This is a genomic window from Actinoplanes sp. NPDC004185, assembly GCF_053603475.1.
On sequence record NZ_JBSGFR010000077.1, the window covers coordinates 1 to 19,399 of the forward strand.

Below are 19,399 nucleotides of genomic sequence, written 5' to 3' on the forward strand. Positions count from 1 at the left end.
CAAGCGTTCCCAATCCTGATCAGTCAGATCACCGGCCACAACACACCAACGATCGATCATGGTCACGCGTGATGATCCGTCAGACTCGCTCTAGGCTGGGCCGGGTGCGGCGCTCACTTGCCTGGGTCACTGCCGGCGTGGTCATGGCCGCCGCCGGGCCTGCAGTGACGACAGCGTCCCGCCGAAGGGCGTGGCCGCGAGCCCGTCAGCCTCAGCGACCGCCACCGCCGAGCCCGCCGCTCAGGTCAGGACCGTCGACGCCGCCGGTGACATCCTGCGGATGAGTGTCGGGCCGCTGATCCGGTCCGGCGACTCCGTCGTGCTCACCGCCCAGACCCGGCTCGAACGGGCCGCCGGTGGCAGCGCCGGCATGGTCAGCCGGCACTTCTCGACCCTGCTGACCAACTCCTTCGACGCCGGCCGGCTCGTCGACGAGGCCGGACGCCGGGTCTATCTCGTCTCCGAAGGGCTCGACGGCAGCGGCTGCGTCTGCACCGGCCTCGTCCGCTTCGAGGTCGGTGAGACCCGCCCCCTGCAAGCCGTCTTCCGCGGCGTACCGGCCGGCGTGCAGCGGCTGTCGGTGATGCTGCCCTACGCCGGCGTGTTCACCGACGTTCCTGTCACCGATGGCGTCGTGCCACCGCCGCCGGCCCAGCCGACCAGGGCCGGGCAGGTGCAGAAGCCCCTCGACCCCGCAACGGCAGCTCCCGCGTTCACGGCCGCCCTGGAGTCGTACACGGAACGGCTCGATGTCGCGCTGCGCACGCGGCGGACCGCCGACCGGGTCGACATCAGCCTGGACACCGACGTGCTGTTCCGGCTGGACAGCGCCGAGCTCACCGCGGGCGCCGGCCGGTCCATATCCGCCGCCGTCGCCGACCTCGAGGCCGCCGGGCCCGGCCCGCTCACGATCACCGGTCACACCGACAGCACCGGCACCACCGCGCACAACCAGGACCTCTCCCAGCGGCGGGCGCAGGCCGTGGCCAAGGCGCTCCGCGCGGCGCTGCCCGACCAGCGATGGCCCAAGACCGTCGCCGCCGAAGGTGAGAGCAAGCCGGCCGTGCCCAACGATTCCGATGCCCATCGGGCGCTCAACCGGCGGGTCGCCATCACCTACCGGGCCCGCGGGCCGGCCACCCCGGCCCCGGCCCGGGCCGTGCTGCCGAAGACCACCGGCGAGCAGGGCCGGGCCCCCGACGGTGTCGAGGTCACCCTGCCGCTCAACCGGGGCACCCTGCGCTTCGTGCCCGGCCCGGCCACCGTACGGGGGCAGTTCCTGCTGGTCAGCCTCACGGCCCGCAACGTCGGGGACAACAAGGCCACCATCCTGGACTTCCTCGGCCAGGGCGTGTTCACCGTCCGCGACGAGTTCGACCCGTACGCCCGGTACGGCACCGCCGGTGTCCGTCTGCTGGCCGGGGACACCGCCGCCTACGGGCTCGACTACGAGTCCTCCCCCGGATCCCACCGCTGCCTCTGCGACCGGATCCTCACCAAGGCCATCCCGCCGGGCAGCGAGCAGGTGCTCTCCCTCTGGTTCCCGGCCCCGCCCGCCGGCACGGGCACCGTCACCCTCGACGTGCCCGACCGGCTGCGGATCACCGGCATCCCGGTGGCGTGACCGGCCGGGCGCGGGGCTCAGGACTCAGCGGGCGTACTTGGCCACGTACTGGTTCACCTGCTCCAGGTTGAACCGGCCGCTGTCCGCCGCGCGTTCCTCCCAGGCGAAGACGCAGACCGTGGCGATGCCGTCGAAACCCACTTCCGCCAGCGTGCGGAAGAACAGGTCCCAGTCGACCTCACCCTGGCCGATGTCCAGGTGCTGGTGCACCCGGACCGCCGAGCCCGGCGGGTTCACGATGTAGCGCAGGCCCGACGAGCCACGGTGGTCGAACGAGTCCGCGATGTGCACCTGAGTCAGCAACGGCCCCGCGTGCCGCAGCACCGCGGCCAGATCGCCGCCCTGGTGGAACGTGTGCGGCGCGCAGTACAGGAACGTCACCAGCGGCGAGTTGATGCCCTTGACCAGGTTCACCCCGGCGATGCCGTCCTCGACGAAGTCGTCCGGGTGCGGCTCCAGCACCAGCCGGACACCCTCGCGTTCGAAGATCGGCAGAAGCTCCTCCAGGGAGCGCCAGAACTGGGCCTCGCTCGCCGCCGCCGCCTCCGGGCGGCCGTTGAACTCCGAGTTCATCACGTCCACGCCCAGGTCGACCGTGATCTCGATGGCCCGTTTCCAGTACCGCACCGCCGCCTGGCGTTCGTCCTCGTCCGGGCCCGACCACTTGTACAGGGGCAGCACCGACGCCACCGAGACCTCGGCCGCGGCCAGCTCCCGCCTGAACGCCGCCACGTCCGCCGACGACGCCCGCGGGTGCAGGAAGAACGGCATGAAGTCGTCGCGGGGCGACAACTCGATGTGGCGGTAGCCCAGGTCGGCGACCACCCGCGGCAGCTCCAGCAGGGGCACCCCGCGCAACATGTACGGATCCAGCGCGACCTTCACGACAGCACCGCCTCGGTGGCGTAAAGAGCGGGACGAGGAGCCAGCACCACCGGTACGCGTTCCCCGGTGCGCAACGCCTCGACGCCCGCGTCGGACACCACCGCCGCCGCGTAGCCGTCCCACGCGTTCGGGCCCACCGGGGTGCCGCCGCCGGCCAGCGAGTCGACCCACTCCTGGATCTCCACGTCGTACGCGCGCAGGAACCGCTCCCGCCAGTCGGCCGGCACCGGCGTCGACACCTGCCGTGACGTCCGGACCGACACCGGGCTGAGCTCGCCCAGGGCCGCCGTACCGTCCTCGCCCACGACCTCGCCGCGGATGTCGTAGCCGTACCGGATGTTCACCGAGATCTCCACGTCGACCAGCGCGCCGCCCGCCATCTCCAGGATCAGGAGGAGCGGGTCCTGCAGGGGGCCGCCGTTGCGGCTCCGCCGCGGGATCAGCACCCGGGCGGCGGTGATCTCCTCGCCGAACATCCAGCGCACCATGTCGATCTCGTGCACCGCGGTGTCGGTGATGGCGCTCTCCTTCTCGTAGAAGGAGGGCACGTCGGCGTTGCGGTGGGCGCAGTGCATCATCAGCGGCGCACCGATCTCACCGCTGTCGACCACCTGCTTGAGGGCCCGGTACGCCGCGTCGTACCGGCGCATGTAGCCGACCTGGACCAGCCGGCGGCCGGCCGCCACCTCGGCCTGCACGATCCGCAGGCAGGCGCCCTGGGTCGTGGCCAGGGGTTTCTCGCAGAAGACCGGCTTGCCGGCGGCGATCGACGCGAGCACGTACTGCTCGTGGGTGGGTCCCCACGAGCAGACGACGACCGCGTCGACCGCCGGGTCGGCGATCAGCTCCTCGCCGGTGGCGTGCAGCGTCGCCCCGGGCAGGCCCTCGGCCACCTTCTTGGCGGTGTCCATGTCGACGTCGGTGACGGCGGTGACCGTCACGCCGGCCAGCACCGTCGTCATCCGCCGGATGTGGTCCCGGCCGATCATCCCGGTGCCGATGACCCCGACCCGCAGCACGCTCATCGGCCGAGCTCGTGGGAGAGCTCGGTCAGCTCGTCGCCGCCGGCCATCTGGGTGGTCAGCTCGTCCAGGCCCACCTCGGAACGGTTCTTGTCCAGGGCCGTGCCGCCGAGCTTGAGGATGATGAAGTGGTCGCCCACCAGGTACGCGTGGTGCGGGTTGTGGGTGATGAACACGACGCCGAGTCCCGCGTCACGGGCCGCCGCCGTGTACTTGAGGACCACGCCGGACTGCTTGACGCCCAGCGCCGCGGTCGGCTCGTCGAGAATCAGCACCCGGGCGCCGAAGTACACCGCCCGGGCGATCGCCACGCACTGGCGCTGGCCGCCCGAGAGAGTGCCGATCGGCTGGTTGATGTCCTTGACGACGATGCCCATCTTGCGGAGCTCCTCGTCGGCGATCCGCTTCATGTCCTTGATCTTCATGCCGGCCAGCGGGAACTTGCCGGCGGTCAGCTCGGAGCCGAGGAAGAAGTTGCGCCAGACCTCCATGAGCGAGACCACGGCCAGGTCCTGGTACACGGTGGCGATTCCGTGGTCCAGGGCCTCCCGTGGGGACGCGAAGGTCAGTTCCTTGCCGTCGACCTTGAGGCTGCCCTCGTTGTGCGGGTGCAACCCGGACATGATCTTGATCAGGGTGGACTTGCCGGCGCCGTTGTCGCCGAGCACGCAGGTGACCTCGCCCGCGTTGACGCGCAGATTGATGCCGCGCAGGGCGCGGATCGCGCCGTAGCTCTTGCCGATGCCGGTCATCTCGATGAGCGGCTCGCCCTTGCGCAGTCCCGCGTCGGCGTGATCAGCCAGGGTGTCGGTCATGAGTTACCCCACCTTCCGTGCGGTCGACATCCGCTTGACGTAGAGGTTGACCAGTACGGCGAGCAGCAGCATCACGCCGAGGAAGGCCTTGAACCAGTTCGGGTCCCAGCCGGCGTAGACGATGCCCAGGCTGGTCATGCCGAAGATGAAGGCGCCGATCGCGACGCCGATCGCGTTGCCGTAGCCGCCGGTCAGCAGCGTGCCGCCGACCACCGCGGCGATGATGTAGAGGAACTCGTTGCCGACGCCGTTGCCGGCCTGCAGCGTGTTGAACCGGTAGAGCAGGTGCATGCCGACGAACCAGCCGAAGAACGAGACCGTCATGAACAGCCCGATCTTGGTGCGGACCAGCGGCACGCCGACCGCGCGGGCGCTGTCCGGGTTGCCGCCGACGGCGAAGATCCAGTTTCCGGTACGGGTGCGCTGCAGGATCCACGCGGCGAGCGCGACGAACAGCAGCCACCAGATCACCGTGATCCACACCGTCACCGGGCCGATCTTGAAGCTCGACGCGAAGATGGCCTGCAGCGAGCTGAAGCCGTCGATCTGGCTGATGTCCGGGCTGGAGACCGAGCCGGTGACCAGTTTGGTGACGCCCAGGTTGGCCCCCTGCAGCACGAAGAACGTGCCCAGCGTGATCAGGAAGCTGGGGATCCCCGTCTTCATCACCAGATAGCCGTTGAGGAAGCCGATGAACAGGCAGAACACCAGCGAGACGAGTGCGCCGACCCACAGGTTCATCCCGTAGTTCCAGCACAGCATCGAGTTGACCAGGCCGGCGGTGATCGTGATGACGCCGGCGGACAGGTCGAACTCGCCGCCGATCATGAGCAGGCCGACCCCGACGGCGACGATGCCGATGGTGGAGGACTGGTAGAGGACCGTGAAGAACGACTCGGCGGAGCGGAAGGCGGGCGCGACGCTGAGGAAGAAGATGAAGATGATGACCGCCGCCACGAGCGCGCCCACCTCGGGTCTGGCCAGGATGCGGCTGTAGAGGCTGAGCGTGACCCGGTTGGACGCTTCGGCGGGGGTCTTGGCGGGAGGTGGAGTGGTACGGACCTGGGTCATGACGATGCTCCGATCACTGCCTGAGCGGGGGCAGCCGCGTCGTGACCCGCGGCCGTCCCCCGCGAGCGACTACCGGGTGTTGTTCTTGGTGAACGGCACGATCTTGTCGATGTTGGTCTTGTCCACGAACGACGGTCCGGTGAGCACCGCCCGGCCGCCGCCGACGTCGTTGCCGTTCTTGAGGTAGAGGTAGAGCGAGGAGACCGCCAGGTAGCCCTGGACGTAGGGCTGCTGGTCGATGGAGAACTCGATCTTGCCGTCCTGGATGTCCTGGGCCGCCTCGGCGTTGAGGTCGAAGGTGACCAGCTTGGCCTTGCTGGCGGCGGCGTCCATCGCCTTGAGGGCGTCGACGGCGATCGGGGCCCCGAGGGTGATGATGTAGTCGATCGACTTGTCCTGCGACAGCTTGGCCTGCAGGGTCGACACGACCGCACCGTCGTCCGCGCCGTTGACCTGGATGTTCTCCGTACCCGGGACCGCGCTCTTGACGCCGGCGCAGCGGGCCTCGAGCGCGACGGAGCCGGCGGCCTGGATGACGCAGAGCGGGTGCTTGGCCCCGGCCTCGCCGATCCGCTTGCCGGCGGCGGTGCCGGCCACGTTCTCGTCGGAGCCGAAGTACATGAGGGCGCCGAGCTTCTGGTACTGGTCGATGCCGGAGTTGAAGCCGACGACCGGGATCTTCGCGTCGGTGGCCGCCTTGACCGACCCGGCCAGCGCGTCCGGGGTCACCAGGGTGGTGGCGATGCCGCTGACCTTGGAATCGACCGCGCTCTGGATCAGCCCCGCCTGCTTGGACGCGTCCGGGTCGTTGGAGTACTTGAGGGTGACCCCCTCGTCCTTGGCGGCCTGCTGGGCCCCGGCCTTGATCTTGTCCCAGAACGTGTCACCCGGCGTCTCGTGGGTGATCATGGCGATCGTGTAGCCGGAGCTGCCGGCGGCGTTGGCCCCGCCGCCGGAGGTGCCGGTGGTCTCCTGCTTGCCGCCTTCGCTGCAGGCGGCGAGCCCGAGGGCCACCACCGCCGCCACGGCGACCAGGCGTGCACCTCGCATGCGAAGCATCATGAGGTTCCTTCCTTCAAGGGGGACGGCGGCCGTCACAGGCCGACGGAGTTCAGATAGGCACGGGTACGGGTGGCGATCGGCAGGGGCAGGTCGAAGTCGACCGGGTACATGTCCTGCTCGACGACGACGAACAGGTCGGCGTCCAACTCGTTGAGGGCCTCCAGCACGGACGGCACGTCCGGCCGGCCCGCCGGCGGTTCGACGCTCGCGCCCAGCGCGACGGCCTGCCCGAAGGCCATGTCCTCGCGCTCGGCCCGCTCGGCGATCGCCGGGTCCATCTGCTTGATGTGCACGTAGCCGATCCGCTCGGGGTACTTGCGGATGACGGCCGGGATGTCCGCCCGCCGGTAGGCGAGGTGGCCGGTGTCCAGGCACAGCGAGACGTACCGCGGATCGGTGTCCTCCAGGAAGCGCTCGGTCTGCGCCTGGGTCTCCACGTGGTAGTCGGCGTGCGGGTGGAACTGCATGGTGAGGCCGTACTCCTCGGCGAGGACCCGGCCGAGGGTGTTGCTGTTGTCGATCAGGGCCCGCCAGCGTTCCGGGCTGAGCTCGGCCGGCTCGTGGTAGGCCCCGGTCACGTCGTCGCGGTAGCCGGGCACCGGGACGAAGATCAGATTCTTGGCGCCGAGCGCCGCGGTCAGCTCGGCGACCTTGCGGGTCTCGGCCAGCACGGCCGCGAAATCCTTGTGCGGGCCGCCGACGCCGGCGACCGTGCCGCCGGCACAGGTCAGCTCCCGGCGGGCGAGCTCGTCGCGCAGCTGCGCCGGGTCGGTCGGCAGATACCCGTACGGGCCCAGCTCCAGCCAGCGGTAGCCGGCCCCGGCCAGCTCGTCGAGGAAACGCTGCCAGGGTGTCTGCCGCGGGTCGTCGGCGAACCACACGCCCCACGAGTCGGGACAGCTGCCCAGCCGGAGTTGTCTCATCGTCGCCTCAGCTCGCCGTCGGGAAGTGCATGCTCGCGCCGTGTGCGGCCTCGACGTGCGGCCACCGGGAGGTCACGACCTTGCCGCGGGTGTAGAACGAGACACCCTCGGGACCGTGGATGTGCTTGTCACCGAAGAGCGAGTCCTTCCAGCCGCCGAAGGAGTAGTAGGCCATCGGCACCGGGATGGGCACGTTGATGCCGATCATCCCGACCCGTACCCCACGCTGGAAGCGCCGCGCGGCCTCACCGCTGCTGGTGAAGATCGCGGTGCCGTTGCCGTACGGGTTGGCGTTGATCAGGTCGATCGCCGTCTCGACGGTGTCCGAGCGCACCACCGACAGCACCGGCCCGAAGATCTCCTCGGTGTAGACGTCCATCGAGGTCCGCACCTGGTCGATGACCGTGGGGCCGACGAAGAAGCCGTCCTCGTAGCCGGCCACCTTGAGGCCGCGGCCGTCGGCGAGCAGCTTGGCGCCCTGCTGCTCGCCCGTACCGATCAGGCCCTCGATCCGGTCGCGGGCCGCGGCCGTGACCACCGGGCCCATCTCGCTCCGGGGATCGCGGCCGGAACCGACCACGACCTCGTGGGCCTTGCGGGTCAGGATGTCGGCCAGCGGGTCGCCGGCGGCACCGACGGCGACCGCCGCGGAGATCGCCATGCACCGCTCCCCGGCCGAGCCGAACGCCGCCGCGGCCAGGTGGTTCGCGGCGAACTCGAGGTCGGCGTCGGGCAGGATGATCGCGTGGTTCTTGGCGCCACCGAGGGCCTGGACCCGCTTGCCGGTCGCGGAGGCCTGCTGGTGGATGTAGCGGGCGATCGGCGTCGAGCCGACGAACGAGACCGCCGCGACGTCGGGATGCTGCAGCAGCGCGTCGACGGCGGTCTTGTCGCCGTGCACGACGTTGAAGACTCCGTCGGGCAGACCGGCCTGACGCCACAGGTCGGCGATGTAGTTCGAGGCCGACGGGTCGCGCTCGCTGGGCTTGAGCACGAAGGTGTTGCCGCAGGCGATGGCGACCGGGTACATCCACATCGGGACCATCACCGGGAAGTTGAACGGGGTGATGCCGGCGCAGACCCCGAGCGGCTCGCGGAAGCTGAACACGTCCACGCCGGTCGAGGCCTGGTCGGAGTACTCGCCCTTGAGCAGCTGCGGGATGCCGCAGGCGAACTCGATCACCTCGAGGCCGCGCTGGACCTCGCCGGCCGCGTCGCTGAGCACCTTGCCGTGCTCGTCGGACACCAGCTCGGCCAGCGGCTTGACGTTGGCGTTGACCAGCTCGCGGAAGGCGAACATGATCTTCGTACGGGCGCTCAGCGACGCCTGGCTCCAGGACTCGAACGCCGTGCGCGCCGCCGCCACGGCCGCGTCCACGTCGGCGCTCTCGGCCAGCACCACCTCGTGCTGCTGGGCACCGGTCGCCGGGTTGTAGACCGGCGCGCGGCGGGTGCCGGCGCCACTGGTGAAGCTGCCGCCGATCCAATGGTCGATGGTGGTCAAGGCACTGCCCTCTCTAGAGATACTGCCGCTGGCCGCGCTTGGCCGTTTCGTAGGCGGTCCGGGCCGCCCGGGTGCTGTCCAGCGCCGAGACCTCCGAGACGGGCACGTCCCACCAGCTCTCGCTGGACGGCACGGGCGACAGCGGGTCGGTCTCGATGTGCACGACGGTGAGCCGGTCGGCCTCGCGGGCCCGCTTGAGTCCCTCGGTGAGCTCGGCGATGCCGCGGCACCGGATGACCGACGCGCCCAGGCTCTCGGCGTTGGCGGCCAGGTCGACCGGCAGCCGGTCGCCGTCGTAGTCGTCGTCCGCGCCGCGGTAGCGGTAGCTGGTGCCGAAGCGCTGCGAGCCCAGCGACTCCGACAGCGCGCCGATCGAGGCGAACCCGTGGTTCTGCACCAGGACGACGATCAGCTTGATGCCGTCGGCGACGGCGGTGACGATCTCCTGCGCCATCATCAGGTACGAGCCGTCGCCGACCAGCGCGTACACCTCGCGGGAGGGGTCGGCCATCTTGATGCCGAGGGCCCCGGCGATCTCGAAGCCCATGCAGGAGTAGCCGTACTCGACGTGGTACTGCTTCGGGTCCCGGGCACGCCACAGCAGTTGCAGGTCACCGGGCATGCTGCCGGCCGCCTGCACGACCACGTCCCGCTCGCCGCAGGCGTCGTTCACCGCACCGATGACCTCGCACTGAGCGGGCAGCGGCCCGTGCCCCAGGTGGTACGCGCGATCCACCTCCTGCTGCCACGCGGCGACATCGGTTGAGTACGACGTGTCGGATCTGTAGTCACGGACGGCAGTGGTCAGCGCAGCGAGCCCGGCCCGCGCGTCGGCCACCACAGCTACCGCCGACTGCTTCGCAGCGTCGAAAGCGGCCACGTTCACGTTGACAAAACGAACATCCGGGTTGGCGAAGGCGGTGCGGGAGGCGGTGGTGAAGTCGCTGTACCGCGTGCCGATGCCGATGATCACGTCGGCCTCGCGGGCCAGGCGGTTGGCGACAGGGGTGCCCGTGGAGCCGACTCCCCCGACGGAGTTCGGGTGGTCCCAGCTCAGCGCGCCCTTGCCGGCCTGGGTGTCGGCGACCGGGATGCCGGTGGCGCGGGCGAAGGCGTCCAGCTCGGCGGAGGCCTCGGCATAGATGACGCCGCCGCCGGCGACGATCAGGGGACGGCGGGCGGACCGGATCACCTCGGCGGCCCGCTCGACCGCGGCCGGCTCCGGGACCGGGCGGGCCACGTGCCACACCCGCTTGGCGAACAGGGCGTCCGGGAAGTCGTACGCCTCGGCCTGCACGTCCTGCGGCAGGCAGACGGTGACCGCGCCGGTCTCCACCGGGTCGGTGAGCACCCGCATCGCGCCCAGCAGGGCCGACGCCAGCTGCTCGGGACGCCACACGCGGTCGAAGAAGCGCGACAGCGGCCGGAACGCGTCGTTGACGGACACGTCGTAGGAGCGCGGGTCCTCCAGCTCCTGCAGCACCGGCGCCGCGACCCGGGTGGCGAAGACGTCGCTGGGCAGCAGCAGCACCGGGATCCGGTTGACCGTGGCCAGGGCCGCGCCGGTGAGCATGTTGGTCGAACCGGGCCCGATCGAGGCCGTGCAGGCCATCGCCGACAGCCGGTTCTTCATCCGGGCGTAGCCGACGGCCGCGTGCACCATGGCCTGCTCGTTGCGGGCCAGGTGGTACGGCAGATCGGCCGAGCCGGTCCGCTGGGCCTGCAGCAGAGCCTGGCCCACCCCGGCGACGTTGCCGTGGCCGAAGATGCCGAAACAGCCGGCGATCGCGCGCTGCTCGACGCCGTCCCGCTCGGTCCACTGGTTGGCCAGGAACGTGACGACGGCCTGGGCGACGGTGAGTCTCACGAGCGCCTCCTCTCGGTTGCGGACGTCAGGGGCAGCCGGGGGTCCATCGCCTGCTCGTTCCAGGTGCCACGGACCCAGGCGTGGGCCGGGTCGTCGGAGAAGAGCCACTTGCGCTCCCCCGGGCCGGCCATGACGTTGAGGTAGTAGAGGTCGTAACCGGGGGCCGCCATCGACGGGCCGTGCCACCCGTACGGGATCAGCACGACGTCCCCGCTGCGCACCTCGGCGCAGATGTCGATCGGGTGGCCGGGGTGTCCGTACACGCGCTGATAGCCGGACCCGGCCGCGCCCGACGGCGAACCGGCGACCTCGAAGTAGTAGATCTCCTCCAGTGCGGTCTCGCTCTCGCCCGGCGCGTCGTGCTTGTGCGGCGGATACGACGACCAGTTGCCGCCCGGGGTGAGCACCTCCACCGCGATCAGCCGGTCGGCGTCGAACGAGTCCGGCGTACAGAAGTTGTTGACCTGCCGGCTGGCCTGCCCGGCCCCGCGCAGCTCGACCGGCACGTCCTCGGCCGGTCCGTAGCGGAACGGCAGCCGCCGGTCCGCGCGGGCCGCCGGCAGGGCGAACCGGCCGCCGTTGGCCGCCCGGACGGTGACCGCCGCGTCGCGGGGCAGGTAGGCGAAGTCGGTGACCCGGGAGAACACCGAGCGCCGCCCGGTCAGGGTGACCCGCTCGTCGTCGCAGGTGACGTCGCAGCCGCCGGACAGCGGCAGCACGATCATCTCCTCGTCGCCGGTGGCGAAGCTGACCCGGGCGCCGACGGCCAGCTCGACGATCCGCAGGCCGCTGAAGCCCCAGCCCGCGCTCTGCGGGGTGACGACGGTCTCGAACGGCTTGCTCTGGGCGTCGCCGCGGCGCAGCAGTGTCATAGCAGCCCCACCGCCCGGTCGACCGCGCCCGCGACGTCCCCGCCGGGCGGGTAGAGCAGGCTGCGCCCGATCACCAGACCCTGCACGGTCGGCTGGGCCAGAGCCTTGCTCCACCGCGCATAGGCTCCTTCGGCATCCTCGGAGACCTCGCCGCCCAGGATGAGGGCGGGCAGCGTGGTCGCCGCCATGACCCGTTCCATGTCGGCCACGACCGGGACCTTCAACCACGTGTACGCCGACGTGGGCCCGAGCCCGGCGGCGACCGTCATCGCCCGGATCATCGCCTCGGCGCTGAGCTCGTTGCGCACCCGGCCGTCGACCCGGTGCGAGATGAACGGCTCGACCATGGCCATCAGCTTGTGGGCGGCGAGGTCACCGACGGCCCGCCCGCAGCTCTCCAGCGTGGTCACGGTGCCGGCGTCGTCGGGATCGATCCGCAGCAGCATCTTGCCACCTTCGAACCCGGCAGCGGCCAGGCTGTCCCCGTCGTACGCGGTGAAGCGGTCGTCGATCTCGAAGCTGGTGCCGGCCAGCCCGCCGCGGTTCATCGACCCGATGACGACCTTGTCGTCGAGCGCGCCGAGCAGCAGCAGGTCCTCGAGGATGTCCGGGGTGCCCAGCACGCCGTTGACTCCCGGGCGTTCCAGCGCGGTGCAGATGCGCCGCAGCAGGTCGGCCCGGTTGCCCATGGCCAGCGGGTCCGGCCCGGCCCGCAGGGCGCCGCGGGCCGGGTGGTCGGCCGCGATGATCATCATGCGGCCGTGCTCCCCGCGCCAGCCGGTCGGCCGGCGGCGGGCGGCCGCCGCGGCGGCGATCGCCTCGGGGCGGTCGGCCCGGGCGGCGACGATCTCGTGGACGTCAAGCACGGGCGGCCTCCTCGATCAGCTGCCGGACCTCGGACTCCGTCGGCATGGCGTCGGCGCAGGCCAGCCGGGTGGTGACGATGGCACCGGCGGCGTTGCAGAAGCGCATCGTGGTCTCCAGATCCCAGCCGGAGAGCAGCCCGTGGCACAGCGCGCCGCCGAAGGCGTCACCGGCACCGAGCCCGTTGACCACCTCGATCGGCACCGGCGGTACCTGCACCTGTTCCTTGCCGTTGGAGGCCAGCACGCCCAGCGGTCCCTGCTTGACGACCGCGAGCTCGACCCCGGCGTCGTGCAGGGCCTGCGCGGCGGCGTGCGGCTCCCGGACGCCGACCGCGGTCTCGCACTCGTCGAGGTTGCCGACGGCCACCGTCGCGTACGGCAGGGCCTGGCTGATCCACTCCCGGGCCTGGTCGCGCGACTCCCAGAACATCGGCCGGTAGTCGAGGTCGAGGACCGTGATGCCGGATTTGTTGCGGGCGCGCAGCGCGGCCAGGGTGGCCTCCCGCGACGGCGACTGGCACAGGCCGGTGCCGGTGACCCAGAAGATGTCCGCCGCCCGGATCGCGGCCAGGTCCAGCTCGGACTCGGCTATCTCCAGGTCCGGCGCCTTCGGGAAGCGGTAGAAGTAGAGCGGGAAGTCGTCCGGCGGGAAGATCTCGCAGAAGGTGACCGGGGTGGGCAGCGCCGCGACCGGCGCGACGAACCGGTCGTCGACCCCGAAGCCGCGCAACGCGTCGTGGATGAACTCGCCGAACGGGTCGGCGCCGGTCCGGCTGATCACCGCGCTGCGCCGGCCGTAGCGGGCGGCGGCGACGGCGACGTTGGTGGGGCTGCCACCGAGGAACTTGGCGAAGGTGCGGACCTCACGCAGCGAGACGCCGATCTGCTGGGGATACAGGTCGACGCCGATCCGTCCCATGGTCAGTACCTCGTCTGCGGGCATGCGTCCCCCTGGGAGTGACGGATGGGCCGTACGGGGAGATCTCAGGCGCGCTGCGGCGCCTGGTGTGCCGTGCGGATTACGGCGCGGTGAAAAGTCTTCGGGGCCGGGGTGTCGGCTCGTTTCGATGTAATAACGTGGGGGCTTCCACGTCAATACTTTGTTATGACAAACTGAAAAACGAAGGGGGTTCCATGGCATCCGATCCCTCCCCAGCCCGTAGTGCGGTGCGCCCGGTCGAGGTCGACCGGACCAGCCCCGTACCCCTCTACTTCCAGGTCGCCAGCCGCCTGCAGGAGCTGATCGAGCAGGGCGAGATCGGCGTCGGCGCCCGCATCGAGAACGAGGTCGACCTGGCCGAACGCCTCGGCGTGTCCCGGCCGACCACCCGCCGCGCGATCCAGTATCTGGTCGAACGCGGCATGCTCGTGCGCAAACGCGGCGTCGGTACCCAGGTCGTGCACCCCAAGGTGCGCCGCCCGGTCGAGCTGTCCAGCCTCTACGACGACCTGGTCAGCGCGGACCGCAAGCCCCGCACGGAGGTCCTCGACCTGCGGGTGATCGCGGCGCCGGCCGAGGTGGCCGAGGCCCTGGAGGTGGCCCCCGGCGCCGAGGTGACGTGGATCGAGCGGCTGCGCTACGCCGGCGGGGAGCCCCTGGCGCTGATGCACAACGCGATCCCGGTCGACCTGATCCGGCTGGAGGCGGCCGACCTGGCGGCGTACGGGCTCTACGAGCTGCTGCGCCGGGCGGGCTTCGTGCCACGGATCGCGACGCAGGTGATCGGCGCGCGCTCGGCCAACGCGGCCGAGGCGCGGACGCTGCAGGAGAAGCGCGGCGCCTCACTGCTGACGATGACCCGTACGGCGTGGGACGCCGGTGGGCGCGCCCTGGAGTACGGCTCGCACGTCTACCGCGCGAGCCGCTACAGCTTCGAGCTCAACCTGTCGGCGGGCTGAGCTCGCCGGAGTCCGTCGCGCCGGAGACGGCGGCCTCGTAGGCGAGCAGCGTGTCGACGACGACACGACGCTGCGCCGGGGTCAACGGCCCGAGGGCCCGGCGCCACGCCTGGGCGCCGGGCGAGAGCCACTGCGAGATCGCCGGCCGGCTCGCCGCGCTGATGTCGACGATGCGCCGGCGACGGTCCGCGTCGTCCTCGCGCCGCACGAGCACGCCCTTACGGCTCAGGTCACCCACCATCAGGCTGACTGTGGTCGGCGCGACGCTGAGGTGCGCGGCCAGCTCGGACACGGTCTGCGGGCCGTCGAGCAACAGCAGCGACAGCAGCGACAGGTGCCGGGGCGCGAGGTCGAAGGAGCGCAGCTGCTCCGGGACGGGGATGCGTTTCACCCGGTATGCCGCATCTGACTGTCCACGTGCTGGAGAGCGAGCTCGCCGGGCGGGAGGCGTCGCTGATCTCGACCCTGACCGAGGCGGTCGTCGCGGTCTACGGCGAGTGGGCCCGGGAGATCGTCGAGGTGCGGCTGATCGGGGTGCCGGCAGGGCGCTGGGGTATCGGCGGGAAACCGGCCGTCGATCCGGCGCCGAGCGTGACCTTCGGGATCAAGGAGGGCGCCTTCCACCGGCCGGACACGCCGGAGATCGTGGCCCGACTGATCGCCGGGGTCACTGAGGCGATCGTCGCCGTGTGCGGTGAGCGGGTCCGCTCCGGCGTGTCCGTCGAGCTGGTGGGCGCCCCGGACGGACGCAGTGGCGTCGGCGGGGTGGTGGCGGCGGCGGGCCGGCGTTCCTGACTCGGCCGGTCCGCCGCCCGGGTACGACAGGGGTCGAGTGCCCTACTGCGTCATGGCCGGTATTCGGAGGAGATCTCGGTCGCGTACTTCTGCCAGAGCGGAGTCATGGTCTCGGCCGTCATCGGCTGTCCGGACTCGACCATCTTCTTGAGGTCGCGGAAGTACTGCACGTACAGGTCCGGCGTGAAGGTGGAGAGCATGACCGCCGGTTCGTCGCCCACATTGGCGAAGGTGTGCGGGGCGCCCGGTGGGACGATGACCCACGTGCCGGGGCCGGCGTCGTGGTCGTCCTGGCCCACGGTGAACCGCACGGTGCCGGACAGGACGTAGAAGCCTTCGTCGTGCTGGGCGTGGCGGTGCTGGATCGGACCGGGCGTGTGCGGCTGCAGGGTGATCTCGCCGATCCCCAGGCGGTGCCCGGTGTGGCTGCCGTCCTCGAGGATGCGGATCTGCGACGGCCCGTTGGTGGTGATGAGCTCACCTTCGCCGGGACGGACGATCGTGACCGGAGTCATGGACAGGTCTCCTTGATGGTTTCGCCGGCGTCCGCGACGGTGATGTCGCGCCGTGACGTCACGATACCATCGATGTCGCGGTGCGACATAACCTCAGACGGCCCGGCCGGTGGCTGCGTCCCGGGGAGTGCCGTCCCAGCGCCAGGAGGCCCGGCGGTCACGACCGGGCAGGGCGATCCGCCCGGTGGCCCACAACAGCGTCTGCCAGCTGTCACCCTCGACCGGCACGTCCGGGAACAGCCGGTGCAGCGAACGGGCGCACAAGTCCTGCGGTGGCTCCCACGACAGCTCCAGCCCCGCGGCGACGTCGCGCATGTGCACCAGGATCTCGACCACGCCCATCGCCGCGAAACCCTCCGGGTCCGAAGCGCCATAGGTGTGCTGCGAACGGACCGTCGGCGGGGTGACCTCGACCATCGCGGCCAGCAACGCGCCGCAGGACTCCAGCACCTGCAACAGGCCGGCCTGTCCGCCCTCCTCGGGGATGGCATAGATGGTCAGCGCCGGTCCGCCCGGGCGGCGGTACTCCCAGCCGATGGGGACCGGTTCCGTCACCGACGGGCGGCGCGGGCCGAGCTGCGACGCGTACGCGAAGAGGTCGTCGGCGATGTGCTCGACGGTCTCCCAGCAGTCCCAGTCGAGATCACCGGCCGGCACCCGCCAGTCCCGCTCCACCACCGCCGCCAGCGTGTCGGCCGCCAGATACACAGCTTCTCGGACATCGGCCGCAGTCACAGGGTCGCCAGACATGGCGATGATCCTAACGACGGCGGGCGACGGTCACGATCTCGCGGCTGCCCGGGGTCAGCGGTCCGCCGTGCCAGTCGCCGTACTGCTCGTCGAGCCGGAAACCGGCCTCGCGCAGCAGCCGGTTGAGCGCCTCCGGGCCCAGGAAGCGCAGCACCTGACGCTCGTAGTGGACCGCGGCACCGGAGCCGTCGGTGACGGTCTCGGTGAAGGTGACGACATCGTCCACGACCGACTCGACCTCGTGACTGACCCGCAGGAGCCGGCCCGCGGCGTCCACGACCTCGCTCGCGTGCTCCGGTGTCCAGTCCTCCCACGCCTGCGCCTGCGGATGCCGGGTCTCGAACGCGAACCGGCCACCCTCACGCAGCGCGGCGCGCACCCCGGCCAGCCCGGCCCGGATCTCGCCGTCGTCGACGAGGCACTGGAAGGCGTGGCCGGTCATCACGGCCAGCTCGAACTCCTGCTCCCACGGCGTCGTGGCCGCCGTCCCGAGCACCCACTCGATGTCGTCCCGGCGCCGGGCCCGGGCCAGGTACGCCGGATTCGGGTCGATCCCGGCCAGCACGCCACGATGCCCGGCGTCGCGGGCCCGGTGCAGCATCGCCCCGGTGCCGCAGCCCACGTCGAGCACCGCGCCGGCCGCCATGACCAGCCGGTGGTGGAACGCGTCGGCCGGATGGTGCTCCGGGTCCCACGGGTTCAGCAGGTCGTGGAGCGCGGCCACATCGGCGTCGGAGAGCACCGCAGCAGCATAGGTGCCGGGGCGGCGCCGCCCGGAACGCCGATGGGCAGCGCCGCCACGACCGGGGGACTCAGGCCCGCCACATCCGGTAGAACGGTGTGTCGTCCGGCATCCGGATGTCGAACGGCATCATGTCGGTGTAGCCGTACCGGCGGTAGAGGCGGATGTTGTCCTCGTTGGTCGCCTCCAGGTACGCCGCCGTGCCGCCCAGGTCCTGGTGGGTGCTGTCCATCAGGGCACCGCCCAGGCCGTGGCCCTGGTGGTCCGGGTGGACGGCCAGGAAGGCCAGGTGCCAGTGCGGGTCCACCGGGTGGTGCTTGTCGAACAGCTCGTCCAGTTCGTGGAAGTGCGGCAGCCACTCACCGGCCAGCGCGGCCAGGCGCTCGTCGTAGTGCGGGATCTCCGGCATCTCATGCGTACGGTCGAACCACACCGCGGCCGCCGCCAGTCCGCCCGCCGGGTCGTCGATCACGTCGACCTTGCCGCACAGCGGCGCGTGCTCGGTGAGCAGCGTGAAGAAGTCCCCCATCACCCGCAGCCGGGACTGCGGGTCCGGGACCAGCGACCTGTTCTGCTCCAGGTCGTCGAAGGACAGGGCGATGAGGGCACCGACCGCCGGCAGTTCGGCCTCGGTGGCGGGGCGGATCACGGGAGTCACTGGTGGGCCTCCGAAGTGGCGTCGCGGAAGGAGTGGCCGGTGCCGGCGCTGCGGGCGCCCATGCCGATGCCGCGGTAGACCTGCGGCCGGCCGCGGCGCAGGATCAGCGCCCAGATCACGCCGGCCAGGGTCAGCACCGCGTAGGCCAGCGGGACGGCCCAGGTCGGGGTGGAACCGGGCTCGACGCCGAACAGCACGGCGATGTTGGTCAGCGCCAGGTACGTCACCACCAGCAGCAGCACCGTGCCGAGCACCGGGGCGCCGATGCGGTGCCAGACGTCCTCACCCTCGGGGTTGCGGGCGAAGTAGCCGATCACCGCGGCCGAGGTGACCGTGATCAGCAGCAGCACGCCGATGCCGCCGGTGGTGCCGCCCCAGAAGAACAGCTGCACCAGCGGGTCCCAGCCGGCCAGCGCGTACACCAGGATCGCGGCCAGGCCCACCGCCGACTGGGCCAGGGAGCCGTTCTTGGGCGCGCCGGTGGCCGGCACCGTGCGCCCGAAGGCCCGGGGCAGCACGCCCTCGCGGCCCAGCGAGAACGTGTAGCGGGCGATGATGTTGTGGAACGAGATCATCGCGGCGATCAGCGAGGTCAGGAACAGCGCGTGGCCCAGGTGCAGGGCGGTGCTGCCGAGCCGGTCGGAGGCGAGGTTGAAGAACAGCTCCGGGCCCTCGGCGCCGGCCCGGGCGACCGGGTCGGCCCCGGCGGCGGAGATCATCGCCCAGGCGGAGAAGGCGTACAGGACCGCGATCAGCGCCACCGCGATGTACGTGGCCCGGGGCACCGTGCGGCGCGGGTCGCGGGACTCCTCGCTGAACACCACGGACTGCTCGAAGCCGACGAAGCCGGTGACGGCCATGACCAGCAGTGCCCCGGCGCCCGTGCCGACCAGGCTGCCCGGGTTGAGCGGGGCGGACGAGGCCGCGAAGTCGGGGGTGAGCATGTCGGCGAAGCTGAAGATCACCACGAGCACGATCTCGGCGACCAGCAGGGTGGCCAGCACCTTGCCGTTGACCGCGACGTCGCGGACGCCCAGGACGGCGACCAGCGCCCAGGCCACCAGCGAGATCCCCCACCACGGCAGGTCGACGCCGAACCAGTCGGCGAACAGCGGGGCGGCGATCGCGCCGAAGCCGCCGTACGAGGCGACCTGGAAGCTGTTGTAGGCCAGCAGGGCGACCCACGCCGCGCCGACCCCGAAGGGGCGGCCGATGCCCCGGGCGATGTAGGCGTAGAAGGCGCCGGCGTTGGCGATGTGCCGGGCCATGGCGACGTAACCGACCGCGAAGACGGCCAGCACGAGCGCGACGGCGAGGAAGGCGATGGAGATGGCGGTGAGCCCGGTGACCGCGAGGCCGGTGGGCACGACGCCCGCCACGACGGTCAGCGGCGCGGCGGCCGACATCACGAAGAACACGACGGCGGCGACACCGAGGCGGTCGCGGGCCAGGGCGGTCGAGAGCTGGCTGGGTCTGGCCGGGGTGGAGGTGCTGGGCACTTGGGGATCTCCCAACGGGACGGAGGGGGT

General features: G+C 71.2%; 20 protein-coding genes. 3 read left to right on the top strand and 17 right to left on the bottom strand.

What is annotated here, in order from left to right:
- Positions 1-190: 190 nt before the first annotated feature.
- Positions 191-1,624 carry an OmpA family protein gene (locus tag ACWEOZ_RS41650; protein ID WP_451916201.1) on the top strand — a complete coding sequence of 478 codons (1,434 nt, stop codon included), beginning with the start codon at positions 191-193 and terminating at the stop codon, positions 1,622-1,624.
- A 24-nt stretch (positions 1,625-1,648) separates the two neighbouring features.
- Here the strand turns inward: ACWEOZ_RS41650 and ACWEOZ_RS41655 are convergent, their stop codons facing one another.
- The 11 genes from ACWEOZ_RS41655 to iolC form a co-directional block, all read right to left on the bottom strand.
- Complete coding sequence (locus tag ACWEOZ_RS41655; RefSeq protein WP_451916202.1) at positions 1,649-2,509, bottom strand: sugar phosphate isomerase/epimerase family protein; 861 nt, start codon at positions 2,507-2,509, stop codon at positions 1,649-1,651.
- Positions 2,506-3,534, bottom strand: coding sequence for a Gfo/Idh/MocA family oxidoreductase (locus ACWEOZ_RS41660; protein ID WP_451916203.1), 1,029 nt, complete (start codon positions 3,532-3,534; stop codon positions 2,506-2,508). Before ACWEOZ_RS41660 ends, ACWEOZ_RS41655 begins: the two co-directional genes overlap by 4 nt.
- Complete coding sequence (locus ACWEOZ_RS41665) at positions 3,531-4,346, bottom strand: ATP-binding cassette domain-containing protein (RefSeq protein WP_433717530.1); 816 nt, start codon at positions 4,344-4,346, stop codon at positions 3,531-3,533. The genes ACWEOZ_RS41660 and ACWEOZ_RS41665 overlap by 4 nt, the downstream gene beginning before the upstream one ends.
- Before the next feature lie 3 nt (positions 4,347-4,349).
- Entirely contained in the window at positions 4,350-5,417 is a 1,068-nt protein-coding gene (locus ACWEOZ_RS41670; RefSeq protein ID WP_451916204.1) for an ABC transporter permease, read from the bottom strand.
- Between the two features lie 69 nt (positions 5,418-5,486).
- Positions 5,487-6,467 (bottom strand): sugar ABC transporter substrate-binding protein, encoded by a 981-nt coding sequence (locus ACWEOZ_RS41675; protein ID WP_451916205.1) that lies wholly within the window; start codon positions 6,465-6,467, stop codon positions 5,487-5,489.
- Between the two features lie 44 nt (positions 6,468-6,511).
- On the bottom strand, positions 6,512-7,402 hold the full coding sequence (locus ACWEOZ_RS41680; RefSeq protein ID WP_451916206.1) for a sugar phosphate isomerase/epimerase family protein: 891 nt from the start codon (positions 7,400-7,402) through the stop codon (positions 6,512-6,514).
- A gap of 7 nt (positions 7,403-7,409) precedes the next feature.
- Complete coding sequence (locus ACWEOZ_RS41685; RefSeq protein WP_451916207.1) at positions 7,410-8,906, bottom strand: CoA-acylating methylmalonate-semialdehyde dehydrogenase; 1,497 nt, start codon at positions 8,904-8,906, stop codon at positions 7,410-7,412.
- A 13-nt stretch (positions 8,907-8,919) separates the two neighbouring features.
- Complete coding sequence (gene iolD, locus ACWEOZ_RS41690) at positions 8,920-10,773, bottom strand: 3D-(3,5/4)-trihydroxycyclohexane-1,2-dione acylhydrolase (decyclizing) (RefSeq protein WP_451916208.1); 1,854 nt, start codon at positions 10,771-10,773, stop codon at positions 8,920-8,922.
- Positions 10,770-11,645, bottom strand: a complete 876-nt coding sequence (iolB, locus tag ACWEOZ_RS41695; RefSeq protein WP_451916209.1) for a 5-deoxy-glucuronate isomerase — start codon at positions 11,643-11,645, stop codon at positions 10,770-10,772. The genes iolD and iolB overlap by 4 nt, the downstream gene beginning before the upstream one ends.
- Positions 11,642-12,511 carry a Cgl0159 family (beta/alpha)8-fold protein gene (locus ACWEOZ_RS41700; RefSeq protein WP_451916210.1) on the bottom strand — a complete coding sequence of 290 codons (870 nt, stop codon included), beginning with the start codon at positions 12,509-12,511 and terminating at the stop codon, positions 11,642-11,644. Before ACWEOZ_RS41700 ends, iolB begins: the two co-directional genes overlap by 4 nt.
- Complete coding sequence (iolC, locus tag ACWEOZ_RS41705; protein ID WP_451916211.1) at positions 12,504-13,454, bottom strand: 5-dehydro-2-deoxygluconokinase; 951 nt, start codon at positions 13,452-13,454, stop codon at positions 12,504-12,506. Before iolC ends, ACWEOZ_RS41700 begins: the two co-directional genes overlap by 8 nt.
- Before the next feature lie 191 nt (positions 13,455-13,645).
- On the opposite strand from iolC, the gene ACWEOZ_RS41710 reads away from it, so the two are divergent.
- A complete protein-coding gene (locus ACWEOZ_RS41710; protein ID WP_451916212.1) occupies positions 13,646-14,410 on the top strand; it encodes a GntR family transcriptional regulator in 765 nt (254 codons plus the stop codon).
- On the opposite strand, the gene ACWEOZ_RS41715 is transcribed toward ACWEOZ_RS41710, so the two are convergent.
- Positions 14,391-14,801, bottom strand: coding sequence for a MarR family transcriptional regulator (locus tag ACWEOZ_RS41715; protein WP_451916213.1), 411 nt, complete (start codon positions 14,799-14,801; stop codon positions 14,391-14,393). The two genes, ACWEOZ_RS41710 and ACWEOZ_RS41715, sit on opposite strands and share 20 nt — an antisense overlap.
- Positions 14,802-14,806: 5 nt before the next feature.
- Between ACWEOZ_RS41715 and ACWEOZ_RS41720 the strand changes: the two genes are divergently transcribed.
- Positions 14,807-15,205, top strand: coding sequence for a tautomerase family protein (locus ACWEOZ_RS41720; protein ID WP_451916214.1), 399 nt, complete (start codon positions 14,807-14,809; stop codon positions 15,203-15,205).
- 50 nt (positions 15,206-15,255) lie between these two features.
- Here ACWEOZ_RS41720 and ACWEOZ_RS41725 read toward each other — a convergent pair whose 3' ends face one another.
- The 5 genes from ACWEOZ_RS41725 to ACWEOZ_RS41745 all read right to left on the bottom strand — a co-directional run bounded on the left by ACWEOZ_RS41725 (position 15,256) and on the right by ACWEOZ_RS41745 (position 19,369).
- Complete coding sequence (locus ACWEOZ_RS41725; RefSeq protein ID WP_451916215.1) at positions 15,256-15,720, bottom strand: cupin domain-containing protein; 465 nt, start codon at positions 15,718-15,720, stop codon at positions 15,256-15,258.
- Positions 15,721-15,813: 93 nt separating this feature from the next.
- A complete protein-coding gene (locus tag ACWEOZ_RS41730) occupies positions 15,814-16,470 on the bottom strand; it encodes a hypothetical protein (protein WP_451916216.1) in 657 nt (218 codons plus the stop codon).
- Positions 16,471-16,480: 10 nt separating this feature from the next.
- A complete protein-coding gene (locus ACWEOZ_RS41735; protein WP_451916217.1) occupies positions 16,481-17,212 on the bottom strand; it encodes a class I SAM-dependent methyltransferase in 732 nt (243 codons plus the stop codon).
- A 70-nt stretch (positions 17,213-17,282) separates the two neighbouring features.
- On the bottom strand, positions 17,283-17,870 hold the full coding sequence (locus tag ACWEOZ_RS41740) for a GNAT family N-acetyltransferase (RefSeq protein WP_451916218.1): 588 nt from the start codon (positions 17,868-17,870) through the stop codon (positions 17,283-17,285).
- The gene (locus tag ACWEOZ_RS41745) at positions 17,867-19,369 is read right to left on the bottom strand and encodes an APC family permease (RefSeq protein ID WP_451916219.1); all 1,503 of its coding nucleotides are present in this window, start codon (positions 19,367-19,369) and stop codon (positions 17,867-17,869) included. Before ACWEOZ_RS41745 ends, ACWEOZ_RS41740 begins: the two co-directional genes overlap by 4 nt.
- Between the last annotated feature and the right edge of the window lie 30 nt (positions 19,370-19,399).

Bases quoted from the DNA above. Each gene is read 5' to 3' on its own strand.
- ACWEOZ_RS41710 (WP_451916212.1), top strand. From the start codon at position 13,646: ATGGCATCCGATCCCTCCCCAGCCCGTAGTGCGGTGCGCCCGGTCGAG.
- ACWEOZ_RS41665 (WP_433717530.1), bottom strand. From the start codon at position 4,346: ATGACCGACACCCTGGCTGATCACGCCGACGCGGGACTGCGCAAGGGC.
- iolC (WP_451916211.1), bottom strand. From the start codon at position 13,454: ATGCCCGCAGACGAGGTACTGACCATGGGACGGATCGGCGTCGACCTG.
- ACWEOZ_RS41660 (WP_451916203.1), bottom strand. From the start codon at position 3,534: ATGAGCGTGCTGCGGGTCGGGGTCATCGGCACCGGGATGATCGGCCGG.
- ACWEOZ_RS41725 (WP_451916215.1), bottom strand. From the start codon at position 15,720: ATGACTCCGGTCACGATCGTCCGTCCCGGCGAAGGTGAGCTCATCACC.
- ACWEOZ_RS41680 (WP_451916206.1), bottom strand. From the start codon at position 7,402: ATGAGACAACTCCGGCTGGGCAGCTGTCCCGACTCGTGGGGCGTGTGG.
- iolB (WP_451916209.1), bottom strand. From the start codon at position 11,645: ATGACACTGCTGCGCCGCGGCGACGCCCAGAGCAAGCCGTTCGAGACC.
- ACWEOZ_RS41720 (WP_451916214.1), top strand. From the start codon at position 14,807: ATGCCGCATCTGACTGTCCACGTGCTGGAGAGCGAGCTCGCCGGGCGG.
- ACWEOZ_RS41675 (WP_451916205.1), bottom strand. From the start codon at position 6,467: ATGCGAGGTGCACGCCTGGTCGCCGTGGCGGCGGTGGTGGCCCTCGGG.
- ACWEOZ_RS41670 (WP_451916204.1), bottom strand. From the start codon at position 5,417: ATGACCCAGGTCCGTACCACTCCACCTCCCGCCAAGACCCCCGCCGAA.
- ACWEOZ_RS41730 (WP_451916216.1), bottom strand. From the start codon at position 16,470: ATGTCTGGCGACCCTGTGACTGCGGCCGATGTCCGAGAAGCTGTGTAT.